This is a genomic window from Hydrogenophaga sp. (assembly GCF_965657535.1).
Taxonomy (GTDB): domain Bacteria; phylum Pseudomonadota; class Gammaproteobacteria; order Burkholderiales; family Burkholderiaceae_C; genus Hydrogenophaga.
In genome coordinates this window covers 285,032-309,734 of record NZ_CBFHOP010000002.1, presented here as the reverse complement: position 1 = coordinate 309,734, position 24,703 = coordinate 285,032, and the positions used below count along the sequence as shown (strand labels likewise).

The following is a 24,703-nucleotide window of genomic DNA, read 5'->3' as shown; positions in this document are numbered from 1 at the left end:
ACCATGTACACCGCCAAAGGCACCCTCAACCGGGACGCTCAGTTGCGCAAATACAGCCCGCTGGTGCGCCGCCTGGCCCACCACATGATCGCCAAACTGCCGCCCAGTGTCGAAATTGACGACTTGATACAGGTCGGCATGATCGGCCTGACCGAGGCCATTGCCCGCTTCGAGCCCTCGCAGGGCGTGCAGTTTGAAACCTTTGCCAGCCAGCGCATACGCGGCGCCATGATCGACGAACTGCGCGAAGGCGACTGGATGAGCCGCGGCTCGCGCAAGAGCCAAAAAGACATTGAACAAGCGGTGCACCGCCTGCAGCAAAAGCTGCAGCGCACACCGCTGGAATCTGAAATTGCCAAAGAGCTGGGCATGGACCTGGCGGCCTACCAGCACCTGCTGGCCAAGGTGCGCGGCACCCAGCTGGTGTACCTGGAAGACATCAGCGGTCACGGCGACGACGACGACGGTTTTCTGGACCGCCATCAGGTCACCAGTGACGTGGAGCCTTCCGCCGTGCTGCAAGACCAGCGCATGCGCATGGCCCTGGTGGCCGCCATCAAGGTGTTGCCCGAGCGCGAGCAACAGATCATGAGCATGTACTACGAGCACGACATGAACCTGAAAGAAATCGCCGCCGTGCTGGGTGTGACCGAGTCGCGCATCTGCCAGCTGCACAGCCAGTCCATCGCACGGTTGCGCGCCAAGCTGCGCGAGCATTGAGCAAATGCGGTGAGGGCGGCAAATCGCCGCCTGTTGTACCACCCGTTGTGCCACCCATGGGGACAGCCTTTGGCTACTGCAGGTTTACCGGTTGGGGCTTGACTGGATGGGCGCAACAAGCGCCGTGGCCTGATCCATAGTGTCCCTTGAGCAGATGCGTATGGCATGTCCCGCAGCCACGCCGCTTCGGACGGTGTTCTCACGCCTGAAGCCTCTCAACCAAAGGGTTCGATGGTGGGGCGTGCTGGGCCTCGGGCAGGCTCCACACCGCGCGTGCAGCGCTCAGGCCGACACGAAAGCCCGACCCGCGCCACCGGTGGAGCTGCCTGCGCCGGCCAGGTGGCCGTAGGTGGCGGGGGCTCTTTGTGGCAACACGCTGTTCACCGCGCGCTGGCTCTGCGTGCTGGCGCGCAGCACCGCCTGGCGCAGCTGGCCAAAGCGGTGGGCGGCGCGCTGCATGTCCTGGCGCAGGGCGGTGCCGGGTACCGCAAACGCGGCGGTTTTGGGGGCACCCTGCAGCGTGGTCTGGATGCTGGCGCTGGCTTTTTCCACGCCGGTCGCATCGCCATGCAACAGCGCGGTTTCCAGCGTGTCGAGCCCGGACTGCAGCGAAACGATCCAGGGGTGTGTGGGCGTCGGTGCCAGGGCGTTCATGGTGGGTACCTGGTTAAAAAGCGGTGTCAGGAACGGCTGATGCTCAGCATTTCTGCCGCGTTGGACAGCATCTTGTCCGCAATCGCTTCGGGGTTGACCTGGAAGCTGCCGCTGGCAATGGCTTGCTTCATGGCGGCCACTTTTTCGGCGTTGAACACGTCGCTGCTGCTGCCGCCGCCCGCCATGGCCTGGCTGGTCGAAGACAGTGTGACGGTGACGCCCGCTTGCGGTTTGGCCGCAGCGGCGGGCGCTGGCGCCGCCACCGCTTCGGCGCCTGCTGCGGGGGCCGCTGCCGCTTTCTGCGGGCCACCTGCCACGGAACCTATGTACGAGTCCGGTGATGATTCGACTTTCATTTCACTCTCCAAACCCCGTGGTTGGGGCGTTGTGGAAGGACTATCGGCTCAAAAGCGGGGGAACTTGAGGTCTTTTTTGTTGAATACGTCACGCAAAACGGTGGCAAAACGGCATTCGGGGTGTTGCAGGGTATTTTTTACAGCGCCAGTTCAACCGTTTGCCCGTCGCGCACCAGACCGGTCACCACCCGGCCGCTGGCCAGGCGCACGCGGGTGGTCTGCCCGATCTGGCCGGCGGCAAGGGCCTGGCCCGTGACCGCAATCTGAAAACCAGTGCCCGACTGGGTGACCCGCACCTGCGACCCGGCGGCAAAGGCCTGGGCCGGGCGCACCATGTGTTGGCGCAGCGCCTGGCCGGGCAGCAGGGTGTAGGCCGCTTCCTGGCCCACCCACAGCGCCGGGTTGGCCAGCACGCTGGCTGGTTGCTCGGCCCAGTCGATTTCGGCCATTTCGGCGTCTTCTTGTGTCAGGGGCGTCCCGGCGGTGATGGAGCGGGTCAGCACCCAGGCGGGTCCCCAGGCTTTCACGGTCACGGGCAAAAACACGTTCCAGCGGGTGGTGCCGTCCACGCAGCGCAGCCCAATGCGGCTGCGGCCCCACAGCCGGGTGCCCGGGGGCATGTGGGGTTCGACCCGGGCGCAAGGCGCCAGGCGCAGGCGGCTGTCCAGCGCGCCCATCACCACCTCGGCCCGCAGGGGCGCCCCATCGGTTTGCCCCATGGCCGTGGCCAGCGAAGGCTCCAGAAAGTCGCGTGCCAGCTGCTGCAGCGCTGCGCTGTCGCCGCGGGGCGCCATTTGTGCTTGCGCGTTGGCAGGCTGGGCCAACGTGGCCAGCAGCATGCAGGCCAGAGCCGCCAGCGGCGTGCACCGGCTCGGGCGCTTGGGGTGGTGTTTGTGGTGGTGCATCGAATTCCCCTGGCAAAGCCCCGGGCGGGGGGCGACGGGCATGGGTGAAACACGGGCGCTGGTGGAGCGCGGCGTCCATGCCGGCAGGGGATCACTGTAGGCCGGGGCTGGCCAGAACAAAGCAGCGAAATACCCGGCAATGTGCCGTTTGTTTCGGCCATTGCGCAGCCTCAAGTTTCCCCATACTTGCCTTCATCCCGGTGAAAGCTGGCCGCTTTTGCCTTCCCCTTAACCCCGCGCAGAGGTGCACATGCTTGAACAGATGACCGCCCGGTTGGACTTCCAGGCCAACGCGCTGGTGCTGCGTTCCCAGCGCCAGCAGGTGATTGCCAGCAACATCGCCAACGCCGACACGCCTGGCTACGTGGGGCGGGACTTTGACTTTGCCAAGGCGCTGCAGGCGGCGTCGGGCAGCACGGCGCGCCCAGCGGTGAGCGTGACCAGCGCGCAGCACATGCGCCTGGGCGCAGCCGGTGCCGGCAATCCGGACATGGCCTACACCGTGCAAACCCAGCCCAGCCAGGACGGCAACTCGGTGGACCTGGACCGCGAGCGCGCGAATTTTGTGGACAACAGCATCCGCTACGAGTCCACGCTGCGCTTCATCAATGGGCATGTGAAAACCATGCTCAGCGCCATCACCGGCCAATAAGGAGTTCCGCATGTCGATGTTTTCCATCTTCGGGGTCTCGGGCAGCGCGGTCAGTGCGCAGTCGCAGCGGCTCAACGTGGTGGCCAGCAACCTGGCCAACGCCGACGCGGTGGCTGGGCCCGATGGCCAGTCTTACAAGGCCCGCCAGGTGATGTTTCAAACCGTGCCCATGGGCGCATCCGGCTCGGCCGGCGTGAAGGTGCAGGACATCCGCGAGAGCGAGGAGCCTGGGCGGCGTGTGCACAACCCGGGCCACCCCAGCGCCGACGGCGAGGGCTACGTGACCCATTCCAACGTGAACCCGGTGGAGGAGATGGTCAACATGATTTCGGCCTCGCGTTCGTACCAAAACAACGTCGAGGTCATGAACACGGCCAAGTCGCTGTTGCTCAAAACGCTCCAGATGGGCCAATAAACCGGACGCCGCACCATGCTTTCTTCACCCCTTGACCTCAGCAACCTCGGCACCACCGTGGGCAGCTCCACCGGCAGCACGTCGGCCAGCAACGCCACCAGCCCGCAGGCCTCGCAAGACCGGTTCTTGAAGCTGCTCGTCGCGCAGCTCAACAACCAGGACCCACTCAACCCGATGGACAACGCGCAAATGACGACCCAGATGGCGCAGATCAACACGGTCAGCGGCATCCAGGAACTCAACCTCACGCTCAAAGGCATGGCCGAGCAATACAGCGCCATGCAGGCGATGCAAGGCACCTCGCTCATTGGGCGCCAGGCGCTGGTGGAAGGCAGCCAGCTCACATTTGATGGCAGCGTGGGCAAGGGCGCCATTGCGCTGGACGCCGCCGCCAGCCAGGTCACGGTGGACGTGATCGGCACCAACGGTGCGCTGTTGGGCAGCGTGAACCTGGGCGCACTGGGCCCAGGCCAGCACGCGTTCAACTGGGACGCGCAAGACACCCGCCCCGCCAGCGTGGGCAGCTTCCAGATTCGGGCCACGCAGGGGGGCCAGCCAGTGGCTGCCACCCCGCTCATGCAGCTGTCGGTGTCGTCGGTTGGCTTTGCTTCAGGCGCCATGAACCTGCAGCTGCAGGACGGCCGCACCCTGGCCTACAGCCAGGTGCGGGCGTTCATGTAAGCCCGCCACCGCCACCGCCACCCCTACCGACCTCCATCCCATCCCCATTTTCCCGACCCAAAGGACTCCACCATGTCGTTTCAGCAAGGACTCTCTGGCCTCAACAGCTCCAGCAAAAACCTGGACATCATTGGCCACAACATCGCCAACGCCAACACGGTGGGCATGAAAGCGTCGCGGGCCGAGTTTTCCGAGGTCTACGCCAGCTCCCTCAATGCCTCGGGCGGCACCAACGCCGGCATTGGCGTGACCGTGGCCGCCACCACACAGGTGTTTACCCAGGGCAACATCACCGTCACCGGCAACGACCTGGACGTGGCCATCAACGGCAACGGCTTCTACGAACTGACCATGCCCAACGGCACCATGGCCTACAGCCGCGCGGGCATGTTCAAGCTGAACAACGAAGGCCAGGTGGTGACCAACATTGGCGGCCAGCTCATGGGCTACCCAACCGACCCCGCAGGCACCCGGTTGAGCTTCACCGCACAGCCCTTGAGCCTGCCCACGGGCGGGCCCATTCCGGCGCGCGCCACCAGCAGCATTGCGGCCGAATTCAACCTCGACGCGCGCGCACCGGTGGCCGCCACCGCCACGCCGCCCACGCCACTGTCCAAGTACGGCACCTCGGTGGTGGCCTACGACCCGCAGGGCCTGGAAATTCCGGTCGGCCTGGCGTTTGAAAAGACGGGCGTGAACCAGTGGAACGTGTACACCAGCGTCAACGGCAGCGACCCCGCCGCCTCTGTGCCGTTCACGTTGGCGTTCAACATCGACGGCACGCTGAGTTCCACGTCGGTGATTCCGCCGCTCACGCTGGCTTCGCCCAATGACCCGGCCGTGACCTTTCCGGTCGAACTCAATCTCGGGTCGGTGACCCAGTTTGGTATTGACTTTGCTGTGAACAACCTGGAGCAAGACGGCTACCGCCCTGGCGAACTCACGAGCCTGAAGATCAACGAGGGCGGTGTGATCACCGCCAGCTATTCCAACGGGCAGACCCGTGCTGCGGGGCAGATCGCGCTGGTGAACTTCCGCAACGTGCAGGGCCTGCAACCCACCGGCAACGGCAACTGGCAGGCCAACTATGCCACCGGTGAGCCGGTGCACGGCGCGCCCGGCGAGGGCAAGTTCGGCAGCCTGCGCGCTGGTGCGCTGGAAGACTCCAACATCGACATCACGAGCGAGCTGGTCAGCATGATGACTGCGCAGCGCGCCTACCAGGCCAATGCCCAGACCATCAAGACGCAAGACCAGGTGTTCAGCACCTTGCTGAACCTCAGATAACCCCCGCCGCGCTGCGCGCAACCCCCTTGCAGGGGCGGCACTGGCGGCCCGGCAAAGCCGGTTCCGCGGTGCCCTGGGGCCAAGGCCCTTCGCGCGATGCGGTGGTCTGTTTTCGGTACCCATCGCCACACATTCCGGAGTCCCGCATGGACCGCATGATCTACACCGCCATGACCGGCGCCAGTGCGGCGCAGCACCGGCAACAGTTGTTGTCCAACAACCTGGCCAATGCATCCACGCCCGGTTTTCGGGCCGAGTTGTCGACCTTCCGGGCGGCGCCGATTCGGGGCGACGGCGCCAGCACCCGCGTGTTTGCGCTGGAAGCCACGGCCGGCCATTCGGATGCGCCCGGCCCCATCACCCACACCGGGCGCAACCTGGACGTGGCCGCGCGCGGCAACGCCTACCTGGCGGTGCAGGCGCTGGACGGCACCGAGGCCTACACCCGCGCCGGTGCGCTGGAAGTGAACACCGACGGCACCGTGGTGAACGCCCAGGGCCTTCCCCTGCTGAGCGACGCCGGCCCGCTGGTGGCGCCTGCCGGCGCACAGGTGGACATTGGCGAAGACGGCACCGTCAGCGCGCGTGTGAGCGGCCAGCCGCCGCAGGCGCTGGGCCGGCTCAAGCTGGTCACGCCCGATGAAGACAACCGCTTGCAGCGCGGCGGCGACGGCCTGTTTCGTGGCCCCCTGGGCGACCCGTTGCCGGCCGACGCCACAGCCCGCGTGCAAAGCGGTGCGCTGGAAGGCAGCAACGTGAACCCGATTGAAGCCATGGTGGGAATGATCGCCGTGGCACGCCAGTTTGAAGTGCAGATGCGCATGTTGCAGAACGGCGAGGCCAACGACAAGACGGCCGGCCAGCTGCTCAGCATGAATGGATGACCCCCCGCGCCGCTTCGCGTCACCCCCGGGGGCGACACCGGCCGTCTGGCAAAGCCAGCCCGTTGGTGTCCCCGGCAGGACCGCAGCACGCGCAGTGGGCGACTTTGCGGCGCGGCAGCGCCATTGAACAGACCGAAACAAGGAGCACCCCATGATCAATTCCCTGCACATTTCCAAGACCGGCATGCAGGCCCAGCAGACCCAGCTGGACGTGATTTCCAACAACCTGGCCAACACCTCCACCAACGGTTTCAAGCGCGTCAACGCCGTGTTTGAAGACCTGATGTACCAAAACCTGCGCCAGGTGGGTGCCAACACCGCCGAACAAAGCGAGCTGCCCACCGGCCTGCAGCTGGGCCTGGGTGTGCGCACCGTGGCGACCAGCCGCTCGTTTGCGCAGGGCAGCTTGCAGCAGTCCGGCAACAACCTGGACCTGGCCATCAACGGCGGTGGTTTCTTGCAGGTGGAAATGCCCGACGGCACCGTGGGCTACACCCGCGACGGCAGCCTGCAGCTGGACGCCCAGGGCCGCATGGTCACCAGCAGCGGCTACCCGCTCACGGCGGGCATCACCATTCCGGCCGACGCGGAGAGCATCACCGTCTCCAGCGACGGTGTGGTGTCGGTCAAGCTGCCCGCCAACCCTGCGCCTGCGGTGGTGGGCAACATCGAACTCGCCAACTTCATCAACCCGGCCGGTCTGGAGCCGCGCGGGCAAAACCTGTTTGCCGAAAGCCAGGCTTCGGGCAACCCCGTGAACGGCGCACCCGGCGGCGCCGGCATGGGCACGGTGATGCAGGGTTTTGTGGAAACGTCCAACGTGAACGTGGTGCAGGAGCTGGTGACCATGATCCAGACCCAGCGCGCCTACGAGATGAATTCGAAAGCCATACAGACCAGCGACCAGATGTTGCAGCGGCTGGCGCAGCTCTGACCCGGCGCCGTCTGCGGCGCGCTGCTGGCAGCGGCTGCACCCCGCCGGGAGCCACGCGGGCGGCCCCGGCGCATCGGGCTCCTTGGCGATCCAGCGGGGGCTTGTTTGCTGGCTGCTTTTTTTCTGGTTTTGCGCTCTGGGCGCTCGCGCTTGGCCTTGTGGCTTGTATCGGTCGGTTGCTTGAAAGCTTGACATGAAACATCTGGTTATTCCCTCTTCTTGGCAGCTGCGCACATCGGCGCTGCTGGTGCTGGCGGTGCTGAGCGCGGGTTGCGAAACCCTGCGCCAGACGCCGCAGGTGGACGTGGTGCCGGTCACACCGGTGCGCTATGCCGCCGCGCCTGCAGCCACTGCGCCGGCCAGCGGCAGCTTGTTTCGGGCGGCCAGCTACCGCCCGGCGTTTGAAGACCCGCGCGCACGACTGCCGGGTGACACGCTGACCATCCAGATTTCGGAAAACATCACCGCCAGCCAGAAGTCGTCGGCCAACATCGACCGTTCGGGTGAGGCCTCGGCCAGCGTGTCGGCGCTGCCGTTCCTCAAGGCGCCGCTGCTGGACAAACTCAAGACCGGCGCCGAGTCCAGCAACACCTTTGCCGGCAAGGGCAACACCCAGAGCGAAAACAAGTTTGAAGGCTCGATCACCGCCACCGTGTTGGAGGTGCTGCCCAACGGCCATTTGGTGGTGGCCGGTGAAAAACAGATTGGCGTGAACCAGAACGTGGACGTGTTGCGCTTCAGCGGCACGGTGGACCCACGCCAGATTCGGCCCGGCAATGTGGTCGCGTCCACCCAGGTGGCCAACGCGCGCGTGGAGTCGCGTGGCAGAGGTGCGCAAGGTGAAGCGCTTTCAATTGGCTGGTTGGGACGGTTCTTTTTGAGCGTTATCCCGTTCTGAGGGTGCATAGCATTGGGCTCATGAAATCCGACTATCTGCCGATCATGGGTATCGCATCCAGCCGCCGCCTGTTCACGCGTCGCGCAGTGCGCCCCAGCGGGTGGCATGTGCTGAGTGGGCTGCTGCTGCTTGGGGCCGCACTGGGTCTGGCCCAGCCGGCGGCAGCGCAGGCCATTCGCGTGAAGGAAATTGCGGCGGTGCAGGGCGTGCGCAGCAACCAGCTCACCGGCTATGGCCTGGTGGTGGGGCTGGACGGCACCGGCGACCAGACCACCCAGATGCCCTATACCGCGCAGAGCATGCAAAACTATTTGCAACAGCTCGGGCTCTCGCTGCCGCCCGGTGGCAGCATGCAGCTGAAAAACGTCGCGGCGGTGCTGGTCACGGCGCAGTTGCCTGCGTTTGCGCAGCCCGGCCAGACGATCGACGTCACCGTCTCGTCCATCGGCAATTCCAAATCGCTGCGCGGCGGCACCCTCATCACCACGCCGCTCAAGGGTGCCAACGGTGAAATTTATGCGCTGGCCCAGGGCAACCTGCTGGTGGGCGGTGCGGGCGCTTCTGCCGGCGGCAGCAAGGTGCAGATCAACCACCTGAGCGCAGGCCGCATTCCGGGTGGTGCGCAGGTCGAGCGCACGGTGGACACCCCGTTTGCGCTCGGCGAAACCATTGACCTGGGCTTGAATTCAACCGATTTTCAAACCGCCAGCCGCGTCACCGAAGCCATCAACCTTGCGATGGGCGCCGGCGTGGCCAGCGCGGTGGACGGGCGCGTGGTGCGCCTGCGCGCCCCGGCCGACCCGAACGCCCGCGTGGGTTTTCTGGCGGCGGTGGAAGAGGTGCGCCTGGAAGCGTCCACCCCCATGGCCCGCGTCATCATCAACTCGCGCACTGGCTCCATCGTCATGAACCAGGCGGTCACGCTCGGGGCGTGCGCTGTGTCTCACGGCAACCTCACGGTCAGCATCAGCTCCACCCCGGTCATCAGCCAGCCCAACCCGCTGTCCACCGGCGGCCAGACGGTGGTGAGCGAAAAAGCCGACATCCAGATCAGCCAGGACACCGGGTCGCTGATTGCCATGCCCGCAGCGGCCCAGCTGTCGGACGTGGTGCGCGTGCTCAATTCGCTGGGCGCCACGCCGCAAGACCTGCTGGCCATTCTGCAGGCCATCAAGGCCTCGGGCGCTATGAACGCCGAACTGGAAGTCATATGAACCACCCCCATCGCTTGCTCGCTGTGCGTAGCCGCTCAGCCCCTCAAGGGGCAACACCTGCGGCCTGGCAAAGCCAGTTCCACGGTGTTCCCGGCTGGGGGCTGGCTGTGCGTGCGGTTGCGATCTCCGTTTGCACCCAGCGCTGCGCCACCACGGGCATGTTGCGCGTGGTGGCGGTGGCCAATCGCCGGCGTGTGGTGTCAGCGTCTGCGCTCGGGAGGCTGGTGTGAACCCCTTGTCCATGTCCACCCAAGGCCTTGCCGCCGACCCGAACGCGCTCAACGCGTTGCGCTACGGCAGCGGGGCTGCGGGTGCCAAGGGCGACAAGGCGGCGCTGAAAGAGGCGGCCAAGCAGTTTGAATCGCTGTTCATGCGCGAGCTCATCAAGAGCATGCGCGAGGCCACCGAGAAGTCGGGCCTGATGGACGGCGAGGGCAGCAACCTGGGCACCGACCTGCTCGACCAGCAGTTTGCCGTGCAGCTCTCGGGCTTGCCGGGCGGTTTGTCCGAAGCCATTGAGCGCCAGCTGGGCCGCCAGATCGACCCCGCTGCGGCCGCACGCGATGCGCTCAACGGCGCTACCCGCGCGCTGCCCGAGGCCAGCGAGCCCAGCACGGTAAGCCGCGCCAGCGCCGGGCCGCGCCAGGCCGGTTTTGTGTCGCAGCACAGCCAGGCGGCTGCCGCTGTGTCACGCGAAACGGGCATTCCGGCCAGCTTCATGATCGGCCAGGCCGGCCACGAAACCGGCTGGGGCAAGAGCGAAATTCGCCATGCCGACGGCGCGCCGTCGTTCAACCTGTTTGGCATCAAGGCCACGGGCGGCTGGAAGGGCAAAGTGGCCGAGATCACCACCACCGAATACACCAACGGCGAGCCCCGCAAAGTGACCGCCAAGTTCCGCGCCTACGACTCGTACGCCGACTCGTTTCGCGATTACGCCCGCCTTATTGGCAACAGCCCGCGCTACGACAAGGTGATGGACCAGATGGGTTCGGTTCACGGCTTTGCCACCGGTTTGCAACAGGCCGGCTACGCCACCGACCCGCAATACGCCGCCAAGCTCAGCCGCGCCATCAACACCACGCTGAACATTCAGCGCGCCCAGTCATGAGCGCCCGCTGGCTGGCCCGCGCCTGGTGGCTGACGTGCCCCGCCCGTTCCGGTTGGGGGAGTTTCTGACATGTCTGCCGCACTCAACATTGGCTCCCGCGCCCTGAACGCCAACCTGGCCACTCTGCAGGTCATTGGCCACAACATTGCCAACGCCAACACCGCCGGCTATTCGCGCCAGTCGGTGACGATGCAGACCGCGGGCTACCAGACGCTGGGTGGCAACTACTACGGCAAAGGGGTCGAGATTGGCACCGTGAGCCGCACCCACAGCGCCTACCTGACGCGTGAAGCGCAACTGGCCACCTCGGTAGCCGCCGCCGACAGCGAGCGCTTCTCGCGCATGCAGCAGCTGGAAGGCCTGTTCCCCATTGGCGAAGGTGGCATGGGCGCAGCCATCAACAACATGCTCAACGCCTGGTCGGACGTGGCGTCTTCACCCACCAACCTGTCGGCGCGGGTGGTGGTGCTGGCGCGGGCCGAAGACCTTGCCGCCCGCTTGCGCGACACGGCGGGCGAAATCGATTCGCTGGCCTACAGCGGGCGCATGCAGCTGGACAGCTCGGTCACCTCCATCAACCGGCTGGCGCAAGACATCGCCAAGGTCAACCAGCGCATCGTTGAAAGCCAGGGCACCACCGGCGAACCCAACGACCTGCTGGACCAGCGCGACGCCTTGCTGGGCGAGCTCAGCCAATACGTACAGATCAGCGCCGTGGCGTCCGACGACGGCTCCATGAGCGTGTTTGTGGCCGGCAGCCAGCCGCTGGTGTTGGGGCAGCGCGCCAACACCCTCGCCACGGTGCGCGACAGTGTGGACCCCTCGCGCCTGCACATCGGCTTTGTGCAGGGGGGCACCACGCAACTGCTGGACGACGCTTCGGTGGGCGGGCAGTTGGGCGGCTTGCTCAGCTTTCTGGGGCAAGACCTGCCGCAGATGCAAAACCTGCTGGGCCGCATGGCGCTGGCGCTGAACACCGAAATGAACACCCAGCACCGCCTGGGTGTGGACCTCAAGGGCAACGCGGGTGCCGACTTCTTTGTGCCGGCCGCTCCCAGCGCGGGCATGCCCGCTGTGGCCAACACCGGCTCGGCCGAACTGGCTGCCACGGTGAGCGATCCCACCGCGCTCAAGGCCTCTGACTACGAGGTGCGCTTTGACGCGCTGGGCGTCAACGTGGTGCGCCTGTCCGACGGTGTGAGCACCGCATTTGCCAGCTTGCCAGCCGAGCTGGATGGGCTGCGCTTTGGCGTGACCGCCGGCGCCGCCAACCCGGGCGACAGCTTCCGCGTGCGGCCTTTTGCCGACGCTGCGCGCAACATGCAGGTGGCCCTGGGCGCCCCCGACCGCCTGGCCTCGGCCAGCCCGGTGCAGGTGACGCCCGGCGCCACCAACGCCGGCGGTATGAGCATCGAGACCCTGTACGCGGTTTCGCCCTCGGCCAACCTCACCGACCCGGTCACCCTCACGTTTTTGGCCGACGGCAGCTTCACCGCCACCGGCCTGGGACCGGGCAACCCCGCCCCCGACAACGCCGGCCCACCCCCGAGCTACAACTACACCCCCGGCAAGGCCCTGCAGTTCAACGGCTGGAGCCTGACCCTGCGCGGCAGCCCAGCGGGCGGCGACAGTTTCACCGTGGCCGCCGCACCGGCGGGCTCCACACCCCAAAACAGCGGCAACGTCAAAGCCGTGCTGGCGCTGCGCGACCTGGCCACGTTTGACGGCGTGTCGCTGGCCGACGGCTACAGCAGCCTGCTCTCGGTGCTGGGCACCCAGGTGCAGGGCGCCCAATTTGCCACCGGCTATTCCAGCCAGGTGGCCAGCAGCGCAGACAACGCCCGCGCGGCGGTGTCCGGCGTGAACCTGGACGAAGAGGCCGCCCGGCTGCTGCAGTTCCAGCAGTCGTACCAGGCGGCCGCCAAGTTTCTGCAGGTGGCGCAAAGCACGTTTGACACCTTGCTGCAAACCGTGGGCCGCTGAACGCCGGCCCGGTAAGGACACCCCATGAGAGTCGCCACCGCCAACAGCTACGACAACACGATCTCCAACCTGGTCAAGCGCCAGGGCGAGCTCAACGCGCAGCAAGAGCGCATTTCCACCGGCAAGCGGGTGCAGCGCGCCAGCGACGACCCGGTGGCGGCCGTGCTCTCGGAAACCGCGCAAAACCGGCTCTCGCGTGTGACCGCCGACCTGCGCGCCGTGGAAGCCTCTCGCACCAGCCTGGCCCAGGCCGAAAGCGCGCTGGGCGAGTCTGGCGAGCTGATTCAGCAGGTGCGCGAGCTCATGATCGCCGCCGGCAACGCCACCTACGGCCCGCGTGAACACCGCGACCTGGCCACCCAGCTTGAAGGCCTGCGCGAGCAGATGCTGTCGGTGGCCAACCGCAAAGACAGCGCCGGGCGCACCCTGTTTGGCGGCCTGGGCGGTTCGTCCACGCCGTTTGTGGATGTGTACAACGCCAGCGGCTCGGCCGTGGGCTTTGAAGGCCTGCGCGGCCAGGAAGCCGCCGGCAACAACAGCCTGCCACAAGCGCTCGACGGCGAAGCCATCTGGATGCGGATTCCCCAAGGCAACGGCAGCTTCACGCTCGGCCTCTCGGCCAGCAACACCGGCGGCGTGCGCACCGACGTGGGCCAGGTCACCAACCCCTCGGCCCTCACTGGACACGCCTACAGCGTGGGCTTTGCCAACGTCGGTGGCGCCATGCAATACAGCGTCACCAACAGCACCACGGGCGTGCCCGTGTCCGGGCAAACCGACCTGCCCTACCTGCCGGGCAAGGCCATTGAGTTCGACGGCATGTCGTTTCAGATGACTGGCAACCCGGCGGATGGCGACACCGTCAACGTGAGTCCCACCACCGGCCCCACCAACATCTTCAAGGTGGTGCAAGACACCATCGACGCCCTGCGTGCCACCGCCAGCGGCAGCACGCCGCTCACCCACACCCTGTCGCGCACCCTGGCTGAACTCGACGCCGGGCACGACCGCGTGCTGCAGGCGCGCAGCCAGTCGGGCGAATGGCTCAACCGCGCCGAAGCCATCGACGGCCTGCTGGGTGACCGTGCTGTGGATTACCAGACCGAACGCTCGCGCCTGGAAGACCTTGACATGGTGCAAGGCATTTCAGACTTCCAGAGCCAGCAAGTGGGCCTGGAAGCCGCGCTCAAGTCCTACGCCCAGGTGCAGCGCCTGTCGCTGTTCCAGTACGTGGGCTGACCCCCGCATTCTCGCCACCGGGCTGCCATACCATGATGAGCCACACCGTTTTAGACAGCATTGCCTTGGGCTACCAGCCGGTCTGGAACGCCGCCCGCCAGCTGGCCGCGGTGCGCCTGCGGGTGCACACCACCCACCCCGAATCGGTGGACGCCCAGCACCTGCTGCAGCTGCTGGGCAGCGACTGGCCTGCCGCCGCCCCGGTGCTCATGCTGTCGGTCGATTCCCCCACGCTGCTGCAGCAGGCGCTGGTGTGCCCGCCCGTGCACAACACCTGGCTGGAAGTGCCCGCCGCCCTGTTTGAAACGCCCGAAAGCCTGGCCCGCCTGGCCGTGGCCCAGCGCAATGGCCACCAACTGCTGCGCTACGCGGGCCCCTCAGCCACCTGCAGCGCGTTCAATGCGCCGCTGGACGCACGCAGCCTGCTCAGCCTGAGTCCCGAAGACACTTTGCAGGCGCTGCGGGCCCATGCGCAGCAAGCGTCAGGCCACCCCTTTGCCGCGCCCATGCCTGCCGCGCTGTGTCCCGGGCAAATCTACCAAGGCATTGCCGACCGCCATCTCGCCGCCGTCTGCCTCGACCAAGCCGGCGCCTGGGGCCTGCTGGGCTGGCCCGACGAAGACGTGCTCTTCGCCCACCGCCACCAGCCGCTCGCCTGCGACACCCGCGTGATCGAGCAGATCTTGCAAGCCATTGACGACGAAAGCTCGCTTGAACACCTGGAGCGTCTGGTGCGCCAAGACCCCGTGCTCGTGTACCGCCTGCTGCTGCTCGTCAACTCCGCCGCCTTTGGGCTGCGACGCGACATCGACTCGCTGCGCCACGCGCTGATGATGCTCGGCTTCACCGCGCTCGGCCGCTGGCTGCACGACCAGTTGCCCGGCAGCGACAACAACCCCGAGCTGCACCCCGTGCGCTACGCCATGGTCATGCGCTCGCGCCTCGCCCAGCACCTGCTGGAGCCCGGTTCCGAAGACAACCTGCGCGCTGAGGTCTACACCACCGCGCTGTTTGCCCAGCTCGACCGCCTGATGCAAAAACCGCTGGGGGAACTGCTCGGTAAGCTGCCCTTGTCGGGCCGCGTGCTGGAGGCCGTGACGCGGCGAGACGGCCCGTACTTCCCGCTGCTCGACGTGGCCCAGGCCCAGGGCAACCCCGACCAACTGCGCCAGCTGCCCGCCCTTTGCGAGCGCCACGAGATATCGCTCGAACACGCCAACCGCGCCCTCATCCGCATGCTCGCCACCAGCCGCGACCACGCCGGCAAGCGCTCCCAGCGGTTGCTCTGAAACGGCTGCGGTCCCGGCGCGGGCACCGCAACAGCCACGGCGCTACCATCGCGCCCATGAGCACCACGCCCCACCACACCAGCGCCCTCGTCCTGTTTTCAGGCGGGCAAGACTCCACCACCTGCCTTGCCCATGCCCTCGCGCGCTATCCCCGCGTCGAAACCATCGGCTTCGACTACGGCCAGCGCCACAGCGTTGAGCTGCAAGCCCGCCTGGTCGTGCTGCGCCAGCTGCGCCAGCAATTCCCCGCCTGGGCCAAGCGCCTGGGGGAGGACCATGTGCTCGACCTCGCCGTGCTCGGCACCGTCAGCGAAACCTCGCTCACCCGCGACATGGCCTTTCGTATGGAGGAAAGCGGCCTGCCCAACACCTTCGTGCCCGGGCGCAACCTGCTGTTCCTGACGCTGGCCGCCGCGCTCGCCTACCGCCGTGGCATCCAGGTCATCGTCACCGGCGTGTGCGAAACCGACTTTTCCGGCTACCCCGACTGCCGCGACGACACCATGAAAGCCCTGCAAGTGGCGCTCAGCCTCGGTATGGACCACCGCTTCCTCATCGACACCCCACTCATGTGGATCGACAAAGCCGCCACCTGGCAAATGGCCCACGAGCTGGGCGAAGCCAGCGGTGTGGCCAGCGGCGGGCAGGCACTGGTAGATCTGATCGTGGAACACACCCACACCTGCTACCTAGGCAACCGCGAACACCGGCACGCCTGGGGCTATGGGTGCGGCAGTTGCCCGGCTTGTGAGCTGCGGGCGCGGGGCTGGGTGGGGTATTGCGAAAGCTGAATACCACGCGTTTTGTACCAATTAATTCAGGTATAAACATCGCTGTTTCATAATAAATATCAACGAAGAGAGGAACGGACGTGGACTTTATCGATGAACTTCGCCTGCTTGCTACCCGGATTTCGACAACCAGAGACATGGTCTCAACCGAGGAGGCAACCAAGAACTCCATGATCATGCCAATGATCAAGCTCCTAGGGTACGACCCTTTCAATCCATTGGAGGTGACACCAGAGTTGATCGCCGATGTGGGTACGAAAAAAGGTGAAAAGGTTGACTATGCGGTGTTACGTGACGGTAAACCTATCATGCTTTTTGAGTGCAAGAAGTCTGGGGCGGATCTGCACATCAATCACGCCGGTCAGTTGTTCCGATATTTCCATGTCACCGAAGCACGGTTTGGCGTTTTGACTAATGGGCTGGTCTACAAGTTTTTTACGGATCTGGAACAACCCAACAAAATGGACGAGAAGCCGTTCTTTGAGTTCAACATACTTGAGTTTCGCGAGCGCGATGTCGCAGAACTTAAGAAATTCGCCAAGTCCAAATTCGACTTGGATATCATTTTGGCTACCGCAAATGAGCTCAAGTACACCCGAGCGATCCAAGCGCGGCTTTCAGAATGGGTCACCCAGCCTTCAGAGGACTTCGTTCGACTTGTGTCCAGCGACCTGTTGGGTTCGCGTCGTTTTACGCCTGCGATCAGGGACCAGTTCACCGCGCTGACCAAGAGGGCCTTTGAACAGTTAATTGGCGCAAGAATAAACGAGCGTCTCAAGGGAGCCATGACAGCGGAAACGGTTTCCATCGCGAGTGTTGCCAGCTTGCCAGCTGCTGTGTCCGTGACGAACGCACAAGAGAGTGCAACAAATGTTGCTCCCGTAACCGAGATTGCTGGGCTGATAAATACCTCGCCTGAAGAGCTGGAGGCCTTCCACTCCATGCGAGCAATCCTCCGGGACGTTGTTCCTTCGAAGCGTTTATTCATGCGAGACGCGCAAAGCTACTGCGCCATCCTCCTTGACGACAACAACCGAAAGCCAGTTGCCCGTCTGCGCTTTAACAACACTCAGCGTCTTCGATTGGGATTGTTCGGAATCAACAAGGAGGAAGAAGTAGTGGATTTATCTTGTGTAGACGATATTTTTAACCATGCTGATCGACTCAAGACAACACTAGCGTTTTTGCTGAGTGCCGGTGATGCTGTCGCCAAGTAGTTCCAGTGAGTTGAGATCAGATTCCAATCTCAAAACATTCACGCGCCCCGCGTGGTGCGCAGGGACTTCAGGCCAAAGGTCTCTTGAGTGCGCCAGGCGCCAGCCACTGAACTACGGCACCACCCGCACCAGCCCCTTGGCCACCCCAACGGGGCGCCTGCGGGCGTCCAGCACCGCCCACGCAAACACGCTCAGCCCGGCCAGCGCCAGCAGCGCGCCCACCCAGCCGGTGGACGTCCAGCCCAGGCCGGCGCTGATGGCCAGGCCGCCGATCCAGGCGCCCAGGGCGTTGGCCATGTTGAAGGCCGAGTGGTTGAGGGCGGCGGCGAGCACCTGCGCTTCACCGGCCACGTCCATCAGCCGCAGTTGCAGCGCCGGGCAGATGGCCACGGTGGTGCCAATGAGGAAGATGTTGATGGCGCCCAGCACCACGCTCTGGGCGGTGAACACATAGGCCACCAGCACCACGATGGACCACACCAGCATGCCGCCCACGGTGGGCATAAGGGCGCGGTCGGCCAGGCGCGAGCCCAGCACATTGCCCACCACCATGCCCAGACCAAACAGGGCCAGCACCACGGGCACACCAGCCAGCGGCAGGCCGGCCACGTTGATCATGGTGGGCTTCACATAGCTGAACACCGCAAACAGGCCGCCAAAGCCAATGGCGCCAATGCCCAGCGTGAGCCACACCTGATGGTTGCGCAGCGCGCCCAGCTCGCGCAGCGGGCTGGCGCCGGGCGGGGCGGCCATGGCGGGCACTTCACGGTGGATGAGCGCGGCAGCGAGCAGGGCCATGGCGCCCACCAGCACAAAGGCAGCCCGCCAGCCAAACAGCTGGCCCAGCCAGGCTGCCAACGGCACGCCCAGCAGGGTGGCCAGCGTGAGCCCGGTCATGACCAGGCCAATGGCGCGCGCCCGCTGGCCCGGCGCGGCGAGCCCGGCCGCCACCAGCGCGGCCACGCCAAAGTAGGTGCCGTGCGGCATGCCGGCCGCGAACCTCAGTGCATTGAGCCGGGCATAGCCGGGCGCTGCAGCGCTGGCAAAGTTGCCCAGTGCAAACACCAGCATCAGCGCCACCAGCAGCGCGCGGCGCCCCCAGGTGGCGGCCAGCACGGCCAGCACCGGGGCGCCCACCACCACACCCAGCGCATAAGCGCTGATCACATGGCCGGCCTGGGGAATGGTGACGCTCAGGTCTTGTGCCACCTCGGGCAGCAGGCCCATGATGACGAATTCACCGGTGCCAATGGCAAAGCTGCCGATGCCCAGCGCCAGCATGGCGCGGCCGGGGTGGGCCAACGGGGTGGAAAGACCGGGCAAACCGGCGTCGGTGGATAGGGGGGCGGACATGGGCGTGAAGCAGGAAGACAGGAAGACAGGAAGACAGGAAGCCAGGGAAGGGGATGCAGGCGGCGCGCGCAGCGGCGAACCCCCGTGGCTGAAATGGCCAGCGTGCGCTGCAGCGCCTGTGTCGGGCGGTGGCTTGTTACACCGCGTTCACCAGGCGGTAGCGCGTGTCGCCGGCTTCGTTGGGCACCAGCGTCCATTGTCGGTTGTGAAACGCGGCCACCGTGGGCCGGTGGGCAATGGACACCAGCGCGCCGTTTTCTTGCGCCACCATGGCGTTCAGGCGCTCGTACAGCGTGGCTTCGGCGGTTTCGTCCAGCGCGCTGGTGGCTTCGTCCACAAACAGCCAGCGCGGCTTTTTCAGAAAAGCGCGGGCCATGGCCAGGCGCTGCTGCTCACCGCCCGAAAGCTTCTGGCCCCAGGTGTCTTCGGTGTCGAGCTGGCTGGCCAGCTGCGGCAGCAGGGCGTGGGTCAGGGCTTGCTGCAATTCTGCGTCGGTGTAGCGCTCGGGCGCCTCGGGGTAGGCCAGTGCGTGGCGCAGGGCGCCGTTGGGGAAGTAAGGGCGCTGCGGCAGAAACATCACACGGGCGTCAAAGTCGGCCGGTGGGCGCAGCCGGCTCACAGACCATGGCCAGATACCCGCCAGTGCGCGAAATAGCGTGGACTTGCCACTGCCCGATGGGCCTTTCACCAGCACCGTGTCGCCGGGGTTGAGTTGCAATCCGTTCACCGCGAGCAGGGCGGTGCCGCCGGGCAGGCTTAGGTGCAGGTCGTCCAGCGCCAGTGCGTCTTCGGTATGGGGTGTGGCCACCGTTTGTGCGTGGGCACTGGCCTGCAGCGCCTGAAAGCTGGCTTCAAAACTGGTAATGCGGTCGGTGGTGGCGCGCCAGCTGGCCAGGCGGTCGTAGTTGTCCACAAACCACGAGAGCGCGTCTTGCACCCGGCCAAAGGCCGATGCAATTTGCATCAGCTCACCGAGCTGGATGGCGCCACTGAAAAAGCGCGGCGCGGCGACGATGAACGGAAACACCACGGCCGCCTGACCAAAACCCACCGTGAACCAGGTGAGCCGCTTTTGCGCGCGAATGAGCTGCAGGTAGTTGCCCAGCACCTCGCCAAAGCGGCTGCCCAGCTGGCGTTTTTCGACCGGCTCACCCCGGTCGAGCGCAATGGATTCGCTGTATTCGCGCACCCGCACCAGGTGGTGCCGGTAGTCGGCTTCTACCCGCTGTTGGCGAAAGTTCAGGCCAATCAGCGGGCGGCCAATGTAGTGCGTGATGACGCTGCCCAGCACGCAATACACCACCGCCATCCACACCATGAAGCCGGGAATCACAAAGTCGTCGCCGTTGAAGCTGAAGGCAAAGCTGCCCGAAAGCGTCCACAAAATGCCCACGAAGCTGAGCAGCGTGACCACCGCATTGAGCAGTCCCATCGACAGGCTCACCGAGTAGCTGGTGAACAGGTTCATGTCTTCGGCGATGCGCTGGTCTGGGTTGTCGGGCGTCTTTTCGCCTCCGCCGCTGCTGTTGCCCGTGAAGCGCGCCAGTTCCAGGTGGTAGAACGCCTGGCTAGCCAGCCATCGGTTGACGTAATGGACGGTCATCCAGGCGCGCCAGCGCATTTCCAGCAGTTGCGTCAAATAAAAGCGGTAGACCGCAATGACGATGAAGCCAAACGCCAGGTAGGTGAAGCGCCCCAGCTCGCGCCAGAACACCGGCGCGTCCTTGTTTTGCAGCGCGTCGTAAAACACCCGGTTCCACTCGTTGAGCAGCACCAGCATGTACACCGCCGCCAGGTTCAGCGCCACGATGGCCGCCAGCAGGCCGCGCGCGCGCCACTTTTCTTCCGAGTTGAAATAGGGCGCGGCGAGCCGGCGCACTTGGCCCGCAAAGTGGCTAAAGCTGCGGAATTTTTCGGTCAGTGTCATGGGGCAATCGCTTCAGAAGGCCAATGGTTATCGGTGCTGTGGTTGGCGGTGGCGCATCCGTGCGCTCGCTGCGCTGTGGACGCGGTAACCGCCCGAGCGTGGGTTTCAGCCGTTGGAAATGCCCGCTGCCACGTGCCCCGAAGGCACGTGCATGGAGGCCGATTCGATGTGCCCGGTCTGGTCGTCAAAGAAAAAGTCGGGCTCGAATTCACGCAAAAACGGGCCTTTGGGCAGGCCACCCAGAAACATCGCTTCGTCCACGTCAATGCCCCAGTCCATCAGTGTGCGAATGGCGCGTTCGTGCGCCGGTGCGCTGCGCGCGGTCACCAGCGCGGTGCGCACACGCATGTTGCTGGTGCCTTCGGTTTGCAGGCGGTGCAGCGCTTCCAGCAACGGCTTGAACGGGCCACCGGCCAGCGGCTGCCCGGCGCGGCTGGCTTCGTGCGCCTGAAAGGCCGACAAGCCCTCGGCCTGGTACACGCGCTCGGCCTCGTCCGAAAACAGCACCGCGTCGCCGTCAAAGGCAATGCGCACTTCATGTGGGTGCGCGTCGCTCGCGTGCACCGATTGCGGGTACACCTGCGCGGCGGGCACAGCGGCGTCCAGCGCGGCGCGCACGTCGGCCAGGTGGGTGCTTAAAAACAGGTTGGCGCGTAGCGGACGCAGGTAGCGCCAGGGCGGCTGGCCGCGCGTGAAGCTGCCGCGCTGAATGGGCAGGCCGTAGTGCTGCGCCGAGCGAAACACCCGCATGCCCGACACCGGGTCGTTGCGCGACAAGATCACCACTTCGACGCGCTGCGCGTCGGCGTCGTTGAACGCCAGCAGCTTGCGCACCAGCGAAAACGCCACGCCCGGCTGTGCGGGCTGCTCCAGCCGGTCCAGCTGCAGCTTCATGTAAGCGCGGTCGTCGCCCGTTTCAAACAGGCGATTTTCTTCTTCAAAATCGAACAGCGCCCGCGAAGAAATCGCCACGACCAGTTGTCCATCAAGCGTCACAGGCATAAATCAGAGTCTCCGCGTACAAAGCCAACAGAAGCGGCAAGCGTAGCCCAATTGCGACGGCGCGAGCGGAGCAGGGAAGCACCCCAGCCGAAGCGTTCACCGGCGCGGGATGTCCCATCCCAGGATGCGGTGGATCTGGCTTTGCCAGTCCACTCGCATCGCCCCCTGGGGGGTGACGCGCCCTCAGGAGCCTGTCGTGCTTGGAAGTCGCCGGCTGCAAATCGACCGCAGCGGTCCATTTTTTACCGCCTTCTTGACCCATAGCGTGGCTATGGACCTGCGAATCCGGCAAAAACTGTCCTCGCTGGGGCCGATTTTCGCTATCGGCGCTCCAAGCCCGACAGGCTCCCGGCGCGGCGCGGGGGGTCAACCAACCAACTGGTTGAGCTGAATGATCGGCATCAACACGGCCAGCACGATCAGCATGACCACCAGGCCCATGCCCACGATCAGCAGCGGTTCCAGGATGGTGGCCAGGTGCATGGCGCGGCGTTGCACCTCGGCGCTGAGCTGGTCGGCGGCCCGGCCCAGCATGGCGGGCAGTTGGCCGGTTTGTTCGCCCAGCCGGGCAAACATGGCCACCAGCGGCGGAAAGCGTTTTTTGCTGCCCAGGGCCGAAGCCAGCGGCGCACCCTCGCGCACCAGCACCAGCGCGTCCAGCGCGTCGGCACGCATGGCCTGGTTGCTCAGGGTTTCGGCGGCGGTTTGCAGCGACCGCAAAATGGGCACCCCCGCCGCCGCCAGCATGGCCAGCGTGCCCGCAAAGCGGGCCGCGTTGTAGCCCCGGGCGAGCTTGCCCACCAGTGGCAGACGCAGCCAGGCGGCGTCCATGGTCAGGCGCAGGCCGGCGTTGCGCCGCGCCATCGTCAGCGCGCCGCTGCCCAGCACCAGAGCGCCCAGCATCAGCCAGCCGTAGCTGCGCACGAAGTCGCTCAGGTTCAGCATCACCACCGTCAAAAACGGCAGGGCGCGCTTGCTGCCAGCAAACACCCCGGCCACCTGCGGCACCACATAAGCCACCAGAAACACCACGATGACGATGGCCACCACAGTGACGATGGCCGGGTAGAGCGAGGCGGCAATCAGCTTGTTTTTGAGCGCTTCGCGCGTTTCCAGGTCGTCCGCCAGGCGCTCCAGTACCGTGCCGAGCTGGCCGCTTTGCTCCCCGGCCGCGATCACGGCGGTGTAGATGTCGGCAAACTCTTTGGGGTGCCGCGCCAGCGCACGCGCAAATGGCGAGCCACCGTTCACCTCGGAGCGCAGGTCGGCCATCAGGTTGCGCTGCTTGTCTTCTTCTGCTTCTTCGGTCAGGGCGGCCAGGGCGCGTTCCAGCGGCAAGCCTGCCGCCACCAGGCCCGCGAGCTGGCGGGTCCACACCGCCAGGGTGGTGGCGTTGAACACGCTACCGCCCCACAGCGTGATGTTGAGCCCCTGCGCCCGCTGTTCACCCCCGGCCGAAGTGGCGGGCTCCACCGACAGGGGCACGAGCGAGCGCGCGCGCAACAGGCTGCGCGCAGCCTTGGCGGTGTCGGCGTCGATCAGGCCTTTTTGCGTGGCACCCCGGGCGTCCAGGGCTTCAAAAGTGTAGGCGGGCATGTGAAGAAGAGTGGGGTATGAGGTGAGCCGTCGCTAGCGTACATCTGACCAGTCCTGTGCGCGAGCCCCCCATCCAGGAGGCAGCGGAACCGGCTTGGCCGACCGCACCGCATCGCCCCCTGGGGGGTGAAGCCGCAGGCGGCGTGGGGGGTCAATCCCTGGTCACACTCATCACCTCCTCCAGTGAGGTGATGCCGGCATCGATCAGGTGCTGGCCGTCTTCTCGCATGGAGCGCAAGCCACCGGCCTGGGCAGCCGCGAAGATCTGGCTTTCGGCGGCGCGGTTGTGAATGAGCGGGCGGATCGCGTCGTCCACCACAAGCAATTCATAAATGCCGGTGCGGCCCTTGTAGCCGGTGTTGCCGCAGTGGGCGCAGCCCACCGGGTGCCAGCGGCCCTGGTCGTCTTGGCGGCGGCAGTGGGTGCACAGCTTGCGCACCAGCCGCTGTGCCAGCACGCCCAGCAGCGAGCTGGACAGCAAAAACGGCTCAATGCCCATGTCGGCCAGTCGGGTCACGGCGCTGGCCGCGTCGTTGGTGTGCAGCGTGGCCAGTACCAGGTGGCCGGTGAGCGAGGCCTGGATGGCGATTTGCGCGGTCTCGAAGTCGCGGATCTCGCCGATCATGATCACGTCCGGGTCTTGCCGCAGGATGGCCCGCAGCGCTTTGGCAAACGTGAGGTCGATCTTGGCGTTCACCTGCGTCTGGCCCACGCCGGCCAGCTCGTATTCAATCGGGTCTTCCACCGTCATGATGTTTTGTGCGCTGGCGTCCAGGCGCTGCAGGGCGGCGTAGAGCGTGGTGGTTTTGCCCGAGCCGGTGGGGCCGGTCACCAGAATGATGCCGTGGGGCTGCGTGATGAGGTGGCGAAAGCGCGCCAGCACATCGCCTTGCATGCCCACCGCTTCCAGGCTGAGCTTGCTTTCGCTTTTGTCCAGCAGGCGCAGCACCGCGCGTTCGCCGTGGGCGCTCGGCAGGGTGGACACGCGCACGTCCACTGCGCGGGTGCCGATACGCAGCGAAATGCGGCCGTCTTGCGGCAGGCGTTTTTCTGAAATGTCCAGCTCGGCCATGATCTTCAGGCGGCTGATGAGCGCGGCGTGCAGCGCGCGGTTGGGCTGCACCACCTCGCGCAGCGTGCCGTCCACCCGAAACCGCACGCTGGAATGGCGTTCGTAGGGCTCAATGTGGATGTCGCTGGCGCCGTCGCGCGCGGCCTGCGTGAGCAGGGCGTTGAGCATGCGGATGATGGGTGCGTCGTCGGCCGCTTCCAGCAGGTCTTCAATGGCCGGCAGGTCTTGCATCATGCGGCTCAGGTCCACGTCGCTCTGCACTTCGCTCACCACCGCCGCCGCGCTGGACTCGCCCTGGGCATAAGCGGCGCTGATGCGCTGCTTGAGCGTGTCGCCGCTTTCCCAGTGGATGTCGCGCACGTCGTGGCGGCGCAAAATTTCAGACAGCGCCGACAGCCGGCGGATTTGTGCGGCCGCGTCGGCGGCCTGCGAGTTGCTGCCGAGCAAGGTCAGGGCCTGACCGTCGTCTTCCAGCAGCCAGTGGTGTTCGCGGGCAAAGGCGTAGGGCAGCGGGTATTTCACA

Annotated in this window: 24 protein-coding genes; 16 read left to right on the top strand and 8 right to left on the bottom strand. The window is 65.7% G+C overall.

Annotated elements, in window-relative coordinates; all coding sequences use genetic code 11:
- Window positions 1–3: 3 nt before the first annotated feature.
- On the top strand, window positions 4–720 hold the full coding sequence (locus tag ACTG4K_RS04240; RefSeq protein ID WP_439112945.1) for an RNA polymerase sigma factor FliA: 717 nt from the start codon (window positions 4–6) through the stop codon (window positions 718–720).
- A 282-nt stretch (window positions 721–1,002) separates the two neighbouring features.
- Here ACTG4K_RS04240 and ACTG4K_RS04235 read toward each other — a convergent pair whose 3' ends face one another.
- The 3 genes from ACTG4K_RS04235 to flgA form a co-directional block, all read right to left on the bottom strand.
- On the bottom strand, window positions 1,003–1,374 hold the full coding sequence (locus ACTG4K_RS04235) for a hypothetical protein (protein ID WP_439112944.1): 372 nt from the start codon (window positions 1,372–1,374) through the stop codon (window positions 1,003–1,005).
- Window positions 1,375–1,400: 26 nt separating this feature from the next.
- Complete coding sequence (flgM, locus tag ACTG4K_RS04230; protein ID WP_439112943.1) at window positions 1,401–1,730, bottom strand: flagellar biosynthesis anti-sigma factor FlgM; 330 nt, start codon at window positions 1,728–1,730, stop codon at window positions 1,401–1,403.
- 137 nt (window positions 1,731–1,867) lie between these two features.
- Complete coding sequence (gene flgA, locus ACTG4K_RS04225; RefSeq protein ID WP_439112942.1) at window positions 1,868–2,635, bottom strand: flagellar basal body P-ring formation chaperone FlgA; 768 nt, start codon at window positions 2,633–2,635, stop codon at window positions 1,868–1,870.
- Window positions 2,636–2,885: 250 nt separating this feature from the next.
- Here flgA and flgB point away from each other — a divergent pair, with 250 nt between their 5' ends.
- The 15 genes from flgB (at window position 2,886) to ACTG4K_RS04150 (ending at window position 17,230) form a co-directional block, all read left to right on the top strand.
- Window positions 2,886–3,287, top strand: coding sequence for a flagellar basal body rod protein FlgB (flgB, locus tag ACTG4K_RS04220; protein WP_439112941.1), 402 nt, complete (start codon window positions 2,886–2,888; stop codon window positions 3,285–3,287).
- A 10-nt stretch (window positions 3,288–3,297) separates the two neighbouring features.
- Window positions 3,298–3,702 (top strand): flagellar basal body rod protein FlgC, encoded by a 405-nt coding sequence (gene flgC / locus ACTG4K_RS04215; RefSeq protein WP_439112940.1) that lies wholly within the window; start codon window positions 3,298–3,300, stop codon window positions 3,700–3,702.
- A gap of 15 nt (window positions 3,703–3,717) precedes the next feature.
- Window positions 3,718–4,383 (top strand): flagellar hook assembly protein FlgD, encoded by a 666-nt coding sequence (locus ACTG4K_RS04210; protein WP_439112939.1) that lies wholly within the window; start codon window positions 3,718–3,720, stop codon window positions 4,381–4,383.
- Between the two features lie 72 nt (window positions 4,384–4,455).
- Entirely contained in the window at window positions 4,456–5,670 is a 1,215-nt protein-coding gene (gene flgE, locus ACTG4K_RS04205; RefSeq protein WP_439112938.1) for a flagellar hook protein FlgE, read from the top strand.
- A 146-nt stretch (window positions 5,671–5,816) separates the two neighbouring features.
- Window positions 5,817–6,554 carry a flagellar basal-body rod protein FlgF gene (gene flgF, locus ACTG4K_RS04200; RefSeq protein ID WP_439112937.1) on the top strand — a complete coding sequence of 246 codons (738 nt, stop codon included), beginning with the start codon at window positions 5,817–5,819 and terminating at the stop codon, window positions 6,552–6,554.
- A gap of 151 nt (window positions 6,555–6,705) precedes the next feature.
- Window positions 6,706–7,488, top strand: a complete 783-nt coding sequence (gene flgG, locus ACTG4K_RS04195; protein WP_439112936.1) for a flagellar basal-body rod protein FlgG — start codon at window positions 6,706–6,708, stop codon at window positions 7,486–7,488.
- Window positions 7,489–7,681: 193 nt separating this feature from the next.
- Window positions 7,682–8,386, top strand: coding sequence for a flagellar basal body L-ring protein FlgH (locus ACTG4K_RS04190; RefSeq protein WP_439112935.1), 705 nt, complete (start codon window positions 7,682–7,684; stop codon window positions 8,384–8,386).
- A 20-nt stretch (window positions 8,387–8,406) separates the two neighbouring features.
- Complete coding sequence (locus tag ACTG4K_RS04185) at window positions 8,407–9,600, top strand: flagellar basal body P-ring protein FlgI (RefSeq protein WP_439112934.1); 1,194 nt, start codon at window positions 8,407–8,409, stop codon at window positions 9,598–9,600.
- Window positions 9,597–9,830, top strand: coding sequence for a hypothetical protein (locus ACTG4K_RS04180; protein ID WP_439112933.1), 234 nt, complete (start codon window positions 9,597–9,599; stop codon window positions 9,828–9,830). Before ACTG4K_RS04185 ends, ACTG4K_RS04180 begins: the two co-directional genes overlap by 4 nt.
- Before the next feature lie 11 nt (window positions 9,831–9,841).
- Complete coding sequence (gene flgJ / locus ACTG4K_RS04175; protein ID WP_439112932.1) at window positions 9,842–10,711, top strand: flagellar assembly peptidoglycan hydrolase FlgJ; 870 nt, start codon at window positions 9,842–9,844, stop codon at window positions 10,709–10,711.
- Window positions 10,712–10,780: 69 nt separating this feature from the next.
- Window positions 10,781–12,694 (top strand): flagellar hook-associated protein FlgK, encoded by a 1,914-nt coding sequence (flgK, locus tag ACTG4K_RS04170; RefSeq protein WP_439112931.1) that lies wholly within the window; start codon window positions 10,781–10,783, stop codon window positions 12,692–12,694.
- A gap of 24 nt (window positions 12,695–12,718) precedes the next feature.
- On the top strand, window positions 12,719–13,933 hold the full coding sequence (gene flgL, locus ACTG4K_RS04165; protein WP_439112930.1) for a flagellar hook-associated protein FlgL: 1,215 nt from the start codon (window positions 12,719–12,721) through the stop codon (window positions 13,931–13,933).
- 35 nt (window positions 13,934–13,968) lie between these two features.
- On the top strand, window positions 13,969–15,222 hold the full coding sequence (locus tag ACTG4K_RS04160) for an HDOD domain-containing protein (protein ID WP_439112929.1): 1,254 nt from the start codon (window positions 13,969–13,971) through the stop codon (window positions 15,220–15,222).
- 56 nt (window positions 15,223–15,278) lie between these two features.
- Window positions 15,279–16,013, top strand: a complete 735-nt coding sequence (queC, locus tag ACTG4K_RS04155) for a 7-cyano-7-deazaguanine synthase QueC (RefSeq protein WP_439112928.1) — start codon at window positions 15,279–15,281, stop codon at window positions 16,011–16,013.
- An 80-nt stretch (window positions 16,014–16,093) separates the two neighbouring features.
- Window positions 16,094–17,230, top strand: a complete 1,137-nt coding sequence (locus ACTG4K_RS04150) for a type I restriction endonuclease (protein WP_439112927.1) — start codon at window positions 16,094–16,096, stop codon at window positions 17,228–17,230.
- Window positions 17,231–17,341: 111 nt separating this feature from the next.
- On the opposite strand, the gene ACTG4K_RS04145 is transcribed toward ACTG4K_RS04150, so the two are convergent.
- The 5 genes from ACTG4K_RS04145 to gspE form a co-directional block, all read right to left on the bottom strand.
- Window positions 17,342–18,583 carry an MFS transporter gene (locus tag ACTG4K_RS04145; RefSeq protein ID WP_439112926.1) on the bottom strand — a complete coding sequence of 414 codons (1,242 nt, stop codon included), beginning with the start codon at window positions 18,581–18,583 and terminating at the stop codon, window positions 17,342–17,344.
- Between the two features lie 136 nt (window positions 18,584–18,719).
- Complete coding sequence (locus ACTG4K_RS04140) at window positions 18,720–20,510, bottom strand: ABC transporter ATP-binding protein/permease (RefSeq protein WP_439112925.1); 1,791 nt, start codon at window positions 20,508–20,510, stop codon at window positions 18,720–18,722.
- 105 nt (window positions 20,511–20,615) lie between these two features.
- Entirely contained in the window at window positions 20,616–21,512 is an 897-nt protein-coding gene (locus ACTG4K_RS04135; RefSeq protein WP_439112924.1) for a 5'-nucleotidase, read from the bottom strand.
- 366 nt (window positions 21,513–21,878) lie between these two features.
- On the bottom strand, window positions 21,879–23,108 hold the full coding sequence (gene gspF / locus ACTG4K_RS04130; protein WP_439112923.1) for a type II secretion system inner membrane protein GspF: 1,230 nt from the start codon (window positions 23,106–23,108) through the stop codon (window positions 21,879–21,881).
- Window positions 23,109–23,259: 151 nt separating this feature from the next.
- Window positions 23,260–24,702 carry a type II secretion system ATPase GspE gene (gspE, locus tag ACTG4K_RS04125; RefSeq protein ID WP_439112922.1) on the bottom strand — a complete coding sequence of 481 codons (1,443 nt, stop codon included), beginning with the start codon at window positions 24,700–24,702 and terminating at the stop codon, window positions 23,260–23,262.
- Window position 24,703 lies beyond the last annotated feature (1 nt).

Coding starts and splice junctions, on each gene's coding strand:
- ACTG4K_RS04240 (WP_439112945.1), top strand. CDS start 4: ATGTACACCGCCAAAGGCACCCTCAACCGGGACGCTCAGTTGCGCAAA.
- ACTG4K_RS04235 (WP_439112944.1), bottom strand. CDS start 1,374: ATGAACGCCCTGGCACCGACGCCCACACACCCCTGGATCGTTTCGCTG.
- flgM (WP_439112943.1), bottom strand. CDS start 1,730: ATGAAAGTCGAATCATCACCGGACTCGTACATAGGTTCCGTGGCAGGT.
- flgA (WP_439112942.1), bottom strand. CDS start 2,635: ATGCACCACCACAAACACCACCCCAAGCGCCCGAGCCGGTGCACGCCG.
- flgB (WP_439112941.1), top strand. CDS start 2,886: ATGCTTGAACAGATGACCGCCCGGTTGGACTTCCAGGCCAACGCGCTG.
- flgC (WP_439112940.1), top strand. CDS start 3,298: ATGTCGATGTTTTCCATCTTCGGGGTCTCGGGCAGCGCGGTCAGTGCG.
- ACTG4K_RS04210 (WP_439112939.1), top strand. CDS start 3,718: ATGCTTTCTTCACCCCTTGACCTCAGCAACCTCGGCACCACCGTGGGC.
- flgE (WP_439112938.1), top strand. CDS start 4,456: ATGTCGTTTCAGCAAGGACTCTCTGGCCTCAACAGCTCCAGCAAAAAC.
- flgF (WP_439112937.1), top strand. CDS start 5,817: ATGGACCGCATGATCTACACCGCCATGACCGGCGCCAGTGCGGCGCAG.
- flgG (WP_439112936.1), top strand. CDS start 6,706: ATGATCAATTCCCTGCACATTTCCAAGACCGGCATGCAGGCCCAGCAG.
- ACTG4K_RS04190 (WP_439112935.1), top strand. CDS start 7,682: ATGAAACATCTGGTTATTCCCTCTTCTTGGCAGCTGCGCACATCGGCG.
- ACTG4K_RS04185 (WP_439112934.1), top strand. CDS start 8,407: ATGAAATCCGACTATCTGCCGATCATGGGTATCGCATCCAGCCGCCGC.
- ACTG4K_RS04180 (WP_439112933.1), top strand. CDS start 9,597: ATGAACCACCCCCATCGCTTGCTCGCTGTGCGTAGCCGCTCAGCCCCT.
- flgJ (WP_439112932.1), top strand. CDS start 9,842: ATGTCCACCCAAGGCCTTGCCGCCGACCCGAACGCGCTCAACGCGTTG.
- flgK (WP_439112931.1), top strand. CDS start 10,781: ATGTCTGCCGCACTCAACATTGGCTCCCGCGCCCTGAACGCCAACCTG.
- flgL (WP_439112930.1), top strand. CDS start 12,719: ATGAGAGTCGCCACCGCCAACAGCTACGACAACACGATCTCCAACCTG.
- ACTG4K_RS04160 (WP_439112929.1), top strand. CDS start 13,969: ATGAGCCACACCGTTTTAGACAGCATTGCCTTGGGCTACCAGCCGGTC.
- queC (WP_439112928.1), top strand. CDS start 15,279: ATGAGCACCACGCCCCACCACACCAGCGCCCTCGTCCTGTTTTCAGGC.
- ACTG4K_RS04145 (WP_439112926.1), bottom strand. CDS start 18,583: ATGTCCGCCCCCCTATCCACCGACGCCGGTTTGCCCGGTCTTTCCACC.
- ACTG4K_RS04140 (WP_439112925.1), bottom strand. CDS start 20,510: ATGACACTGACCGAAAAATTCCGCAGCTTTAGCCACTTTGCGGGCCAA.
- ACTG4K_RS04135 (WP_439112924.1), bottom strand. CDS start 21,512: ATGCCTGTGACGCTTGATGGACAACTGGTCGTGGCGATTTCTTCGCGG.
- gspF (WP_439112923.1), bottom strand. CDS start 23,108: ATGCCCGCCTACACTTTTGAAGCCCTGGACGCCCGGGGTGCCACGCAA.